We start from the raw sequence: 6,303 nt of genomic DNA on the forward strand, positions 1-6,303 counted from the left end.
TATCGATTTTAGTCAAAAAATTCAGTGAAACAATTAACGGAGTAAAATAATTCTTTGGCATTCCTGCCAAAGAAATCATTTCTCAAGGATTATTACAGTTTATTTGAGCAGTTAGCAGAGAAAAGTGAAGTTTTAAGGACGGAAAAAATGAGAAATCACTAAATTATGAAACTGAGTCATAAATCAATTAGAAGAATATTATTATCGTTCAAATAAAAATATTATTCAATACAATATATAAAAGAAGAGAGTCCGTTTTGCTGCTCAAACTAAACGGACATAATTTGTAAAATAGAATATTTTGAGTGAACCTAGAATTAATATCTGTTCTCTCTGGGTTTCCTATGTTTAGGAAGACACTCTCTGCAGTAGACTGGTCTGTCAGGGTCAGGCTTGAAAGGAACCTGAGTTTCAGCGCCGCAGTCAGAACAGATCGCGGTGTACATTTCCCTGGGACCTCCGAAACCTCCACGGTTGCTGTCTCTTCCCCTGAAGGAATTTCCTCTGTCATTAAAAGCCATTTTCTTTTCACCTCCGCTTACAGCGGATAGTCCATAGTTTAAAAATAAGGTTGTATATTGCTCTTTGATTAAAAACAGAAACTAGTTTTTAATAACAGATTATACATCTCTTTATTTTTAATGTTCTTAGTATACGGTCAAATTATATAAGTTTTACTCATAAAAATCAAAATCACGCCGAAATTGTTTGCTGCTTTAGAGTTGCTTCTGCTTATTAAAAAACTCTTACCATGTAGTTTCTTACGGACAGAGACACAGTCGCAAGTTGAATTCCATTATCCAGATGAGAAAAACTAAGAAGATGAACTACCCCTTCCTAAACTCCTCGCATTTCTCAGAGTTTTGAGGGAGAAACTTACCTGAGAACGCCAAGCCCAAAAAGAATACTTAGTGTTCTTCTCTTAGTGTTCTTCTCATTCCATTCTCCCGCCTATTGGCGACGAGTCTACAGGGCCTACTCCACATTTCGCAGGTGAAGGAATATCAAAATGTAAAATATATAAGCGTGATAATACTTGAGATGCTGTTACGCGTCCGGTTTTCATCCCATCTGCCACTTGCGGACTCTCGCAGAAAATTGTTGAGTACGGGAACTTCCCGCCCTGAAGCTAAAAACTAAGTTAGTGAAACTGAGTGAGTGAGTCAGGTAGATAAATTAAAGGCTGTTAAAGGGCTGTTATTAAAGGCTGTGGAGTGAATCATAAACAAGTTATAAAAGTTGAAGTTGAGTTAAAAAGAATAAAGGTAAGGTGAAGAGATTAAAGGCAAGAGCTTGAAGAGGGAATATGTAAGTGGGAAGAAGTTAACCGCAAACTGTTAAAACTGTAGTATAATCAGAGTAAGCTGGTTTTATCAAGTTTTACGGTACTATTTCGGTACTTATTTGAGGTACCCTTTTCTCTCGAGCCACTCGACCTGGGGCCTTGTGTACTTCCAGATCACATCGGCTTTAGAATCCTGAATATCCCACGGAGCGACGATTACTACGTCCCCCTCATGTATCCACATTTTCTTATTTTTGGACCCGGGAATCCGGCCCATTCGGACTATACCGTCCATACATTGCAGTGTAACTCTTTTTGAACCAAGTAAACTTGATACTGTTGCCAGGACTTCGTGATTTTCCCTACGCGGTGTGCGTACTCTTGTTACTTCCTGAGTAGCGGGCACTGAACTTCCAGTTCCTGCTTTTCTTTTTCTTATATTGCTTCTATAGTTCGCCAGGTTAATTCCTCTTATTATTAGTTTGTTATGTCAAATTTATTACGATCTGCTTTTATTACTCTGCTTTTATTATGTCATATTTATGATGGCAGATTTTTCAAAGCTTCTGTATCTACGGATGCATCATGTACTTTGATGTTAAGGTTCATAAATGGATAGGGATTAAAGAACCCTTTAAGATCTGAAATCCCGGAAAAAACCTGAATCTCAGGAAGCGTTCTCATTTCAAAGATTCTTAAAGATCCTTTAATTGTTCTTAGTGTTATTTTTCGTTTATACTGAGAGTTTGCTTCAAACACCTCATAGCACTTTTACATCATAGCATTTTTATTTCACATACAAATTATAAAAACGCCTGTAATAGTACTCAGGCCCCACTCAACAAACAAATTGTAAAGATTCATAAAATTCAGGGTTCTGATATCCTTCACCAGCTATAAGGTAAAAATATAGCTTAAAAATGGAATATGTGTTGAGATTTTTCAAAATCAACACTTTACCTTGAGTTTTAGTTAAGAAGCTTTATTTTAAAACTTCCTGTGGTTAGGAAGGCAATCCCTGCAATAAACTGGCCGGCCTTCGGTCGGTTTGAATGGAACCTCAGTTTCAACCCCGCAGTCAGAACAGATAACCTTGTGCATTTCTCTGGGGCCGCTGTTGCCACCTCTGAAACCTCCGCGGCCGCTGTTACGGTTGCCACCACGGTAGGAACTTCCTCTGTCATTAAAACCCATTTTCGTTCACCTCCATTTGCAACGGATTCATATTCTCGATAAAAACATGATCGGATATAACTTATTATTTAAAAACAAAAATGGAGTTTTTAATAACAGATTATATGTCTCATTATTTTTACTAAATACATAACCACTTCCATGTTATATAAGATTAATCCAATAATAACCGCTAAAAATAGAAGCGGACTCCTCAAAGAGAAAAGATCCTGGTATATAGGAGTATATATATGAATGAAAGAAGTTTGAAGAATAAAAGAAGTTTGGAGAGTAAAAGAAGTTTGGAGAGTAAAAGGAGTTTGGAGAATGAAAGAAGTTTGAAGAATAAAAGGAGTTTGGAAACCTCTGTTACAGAAAGGTTTCCAGCGATAATATTATAATGAGAAAATTCTGGAATTTCTGGATTTAGAACTTTCTGTGGTTTGGTAGGCAGTCTCTGCAGTAAACCGGTCTTCCTTCAGTTGGTTTGAATGGAACCTGTGTCTCTACACCACAGTCAGAACAAACGGCGGGGTACATTTCTCTGGGACCACTGTTACCACCTCTGTAACCTCCGCGATTGTTGTCTCTATTTCCCCGGTTGCTATCTCTTCCCCTGAAAGAGTTCCCTCTGTCATTAAAACTCATTTTCGTTTCACCTCCGCTAATAGCGGATATAGTCTATGTTGCTATAAAAATAAGATCTATACATTCTTTTATTAAAAACAAAAATGAAGTTTTTAATAACAGATTATATAACTCTTTATTTTTACTACCAATATGTCCCAAGCTCTTATCGTATATAAACATATCTGCGAAGACAGTAGTTTAATCTTTAGAATCTCAATTTAGCTTTTAAAATCTCTAATCTAATTCGATACTGTTTCATTCCCTGTGGATAAGATGATTTTCAATTCAAGACCGAATTGGTTTTTATGAGAATATTATGAGGATATCCACACAAAAAATTGGAAACGATGGGGAAATGAATATTATCTTAAAAAATAAATTCTGTTTTATTTTTACGTTAGGGGTCGAGATGTAAAAAACTTCATACAAGTTGCAAGCAACGTTTTAGCCATAGCAAGTAGTGTGTTAAGAAGATAATCTACGTTTTTGGTGATTTTCATCACATCAACTGTTAACTATAAATACTATTTTTTTCTCTATGGTACTCTACAAATGTAAGCCAGAACTCAAATGTAAAAACATAAATCATAAATTATATAATATAATTTCAATACATTCCAGAAGTAAAATAATTTTTATAGTTTTAACATATTTTGTTTAATCCTTCCACTAATATAGAATTCTATTGTGAGTTGAGAGAAATAAGGTGCATACTGCATTTGGCTATAACTTAATTCACTGGAAAAAATTGAGGTAGTTTAGGGTATGAAAAGATACGATGTAATTGTTGTTGGGGCGGGCATAAGTGGACTTCTTGCAGCGCTTACGCTTTCAAAGCATGGAAAAAAAGTCCTTGTTCTTGAAAAAAGACGACATTTGGGCGGGAACTGCAACAGCTACATGGTAGATGGCTATCAGGTAGATACAGGAGCACATGCAATTACCCATCTTATTGAAGGGCCTCTGAAGAGGCTGATGGATAACTATTTCGATTTTTTACCTGTGTTTGAAGACTATGGACATTACTATGTTCGAACTGAAAATGCTTTTGTAAAAATTCCTTCCAACCTGAAAGATTTCGTGACTTTTGATGTGCTTCCAAGAAAAGACAGGGTATTGCTTTCCCAGACCCTTACAAAAGCCTTTACCCTTTCTTCATTCGGAATAGATCTGTCCAACCAATCAGTATATGATTTCCTGCCGAAAAGTCTTTCAAAGGAAACTTACGACTTTGTGGATACCATATCAGCTTTTCTCTCTGGAAGGTCAATGAAGGAAACTTCTGCCCAGCGTGTTCTGTCTGGAAGCAGTTTTGTCAGAGACAGCATCACCCAGGAACAATTTGATGCAATGATCGGAAGACTGGAACAGAAAAAATCCCAATCTACAGAGTCTATTCTTGCCTCAATCCTTCCATATCACCTCCACGCTTCTCTTCAAGCCAGGATGACAAGGGTCACCCAGCCTTTTACCTCTCTTGAAAGGCTTGCAACAAATAATGTAAATTATTCTCAGGGCTATCCCAGAAAAGGCTTAAAAGCCCTGCTTAACGCCATTCTTTACTCTCTGCCGGAAACTGTTGAAATCAAAAATGAATGTGAAGTTAAATCCATCCTTGTACAGGACGGAAAGGTTTCAGGCGTGGAAGCCGATGAAATCTATAACTCTGACCTTGTTATCTACACAGGTTTTGCAACCGAGCTCCCCAGACTTATAAAAGATCTCCCTGAAGAATATATGGAAAATCTGAGAGGCATCGTCCATAGTAAAAGCCTGACCATCTGGCTTGGACTGGAAAAATATTTTCCCGATTTTAATTACACGGGCTCAGAGATCTGGTTCAAGGATTTCGCCTACTGGGCAACTCCTATCAGTAACTATGACCCTTCGCTTGCCCCAAAGGACAAGCAGCTTATTGGATTTTCCTTCGTGATTGATGAAAATAAAAACGAAGAACAGGAGACAGAAAAAGCCTACGAAACGATTTTCCGGGCTCACCCAAACATTGAGAAATATATCGATATGCAGCACGAACAGATAATGGTCCCGGAAAAAGCCGCAGTTACGATTGACGGGAAATTTGCAGATATTCGAACCCCTGTTCGCAACCTCTATGTAGCGGGCACTGATACTGACAAGCGTAGCATGGGAATTACCCGGGCTTCATATTCGATTATTGAGCTCCTGAAGATTCTTAATGAAGATGGCAATCTTCATTAAAGTATCTGTTTTATGTTAGAGCAGGAAAAAATAATATTCTGACTAATACTTCAGAACAGACCAATGGTTTATCATAATTTTTATTAATTGGAATAGGACTTACGCACTTGAGCAACAAAATCAATTACGGAAAAGACTGTGGATTAAAGTCGCGATTTAGACAGTTGGTAGTCGGTTGCTGTTGATTTTCAGTTCAACTACGTAAGTCATGGAAAAAGTTAGTGATATTTCAAGTTTTAAAGGAATATTAAACTTTAAAAGAAATATTACGCCTTATATCTGGGCCAACAGGCATAATTTTCTCTTTTTTCAGATGACTGTGAATTTAATCGAAAGTTTTTCATTTTTAAATAGTTTTTTTCATTTATATAGAAATTTTTTATTTCTGCTTCAACTTTTTTTATTATTATAGTGAGATTCTCTTGCCTTTTTTCAAAAAAATCAATCAAAATATATTTATAGTATTTATTGTTGCCCGCATATTATCTAACACAAAATATATATACCATTTGCGCTGAGGCAAAAGATATATATATAGATAAGAGGTAATGAGATTCCGTTATCCGGCAAGTGGAAAATTAATTCCTGACCGGCCAAACGTGAAAAACAAAAGAAGTGATAATGGGATGACAAATACTGAAATCTTTGATAAGTTACGCGACGCAATCGTAAATCAAAACGTCGCAGGTACTCCGGAGCTATGCAAGGAAGCTCTGGCTTCAGGAATTCCGGCACTTGACATTATTACAAAGGGCCTTTCCGTTGGAATGAAAATCGTCGGTGACAAGTTCGAAGCCGCCGAGATTTTTTTGCCTCAAATTATGATGTCCGGAAAAGCAATGAGCAATGCAATGGAAGTCCTTACCCCTGAACTTGAAAAGAACAAGAAAGAGGGAGAAGAAGCAGGACTTGCCATCACCTTTGTTGCAGAAGGGGATATTCACGACATTGGTCACAGGCTTGTTACCACMTTTGCTCCGAGCATAGTGGTAACA

Annotated in this window: 7 protein-coding genes; 2 read left to right on the forward strand and 5 right to left on the reverse strand. The window is 37.1% G+C overall.

Going from position 1 to position 6,303, the window contains the following annotated elements; genetic code table 11:
- Positions 1–317: 317 nt before the first annotated feature.
- The 5 genes from FXW07_RS06695 to FXW07_RS06715 all read right to left on the reverse strand — a co-directional run bounded on the left by FXW07_RS06695 (position 318) and on the right by FXW07_RS06715 (position 3,106).
- Positions 318–521: a CxxC-x17-CxxC domain-containing protein gene (locus tag FXW07_RS06695; protein WP_082091092.1), complete on the reverse strand. Its 204-nt coding sequence runs from the start codon at positions 519–521 to the stop codon at positions 318–320.
- Between the two features lie 879 nt (positions 522–1,400).
- Positions 1,401–1,724, reverse strand: coding sequence for a translation initiation factor eIF-1A (gene eif1A, locus FXW07_RS06700; protein WP_084626116.1), 324 nt, complete (start codon positions 1,722–1,724; stop codon positions 1,401–1,403).
- Between the two features lie 101 nt (positions 1,725–1,825).
- Positions 1,826–1,969 (reverse strand): hypothetical protein, encoded by a 144-nt coding sequence (locus FXW07_RS06705; RefSeq protein WP_229394779.1) that lies wholly within the window; start codon positions 1,967–1,969, stop codon positions 1,826–1,828.
- A 303-nt stretch (positions 1,970–2,272) separates the two neighbouring features.
- The gene (locus FXW07_RS06710; RefSeq protein WP_048120641.1) at positions 2,273–2,479 is read right to left on the reverse strand and encodes a CxxC-x17-CxxC domain-containing protein; all 207 of its coding nucleotides are present in this window, start codon (positions 2,477–2,479) and stop codon (positions 2,273–2,275) included.
- A 405-nt stretch (positions 2,480–2,884) separates the two neighbouring features.
- A complete protein-coding gene (locus tag FXW07_RS06715) occupies positions 2,885–3,106 on the reverse strand; it encodes a CxxC-x17-CxxC domain-containing protein (RefSeq protein ID WP_082091094.1) in 222 nt (73 codons plus the stop codon).
- 747 nt (positions 3,107–3,853) lie between these two features.
- Between FXW07_RS06715 and FXW07_RS06720 the strand changes: the two genes are divergently transcribed.
- Entirely contained in the window at positions 3,854–5,308 is a 1,455-nt protein-coding gene (locus FXW07_RS06720; RefSeq protein ID WP_229394780.1) for an NAD(P)/FAD-dependent oxidoreductase, read from the forward strand.
- A gap of 626 nt (positions 5,309–5,934) precedes the next feature.
- Positions 5,935–6,303: B12-binding domain-containing protein (locus FXW07_RS06725; RefSeq protein WP_229394784.1), on the forward strand; the 369-nt coding region annotated here is incomplete at its 3' end.

This window comes from Methanosarcina sp. DH1 (assembly GCF_020804205.1).
In the GTDB taxonomy this organism is placed as follows: Archaea; Halobacteriota; Methanosarcinia; order Methanosarcinales; family Methanosarcinaceae; genus Methanosarcina; species Methanosarcina vacuolata.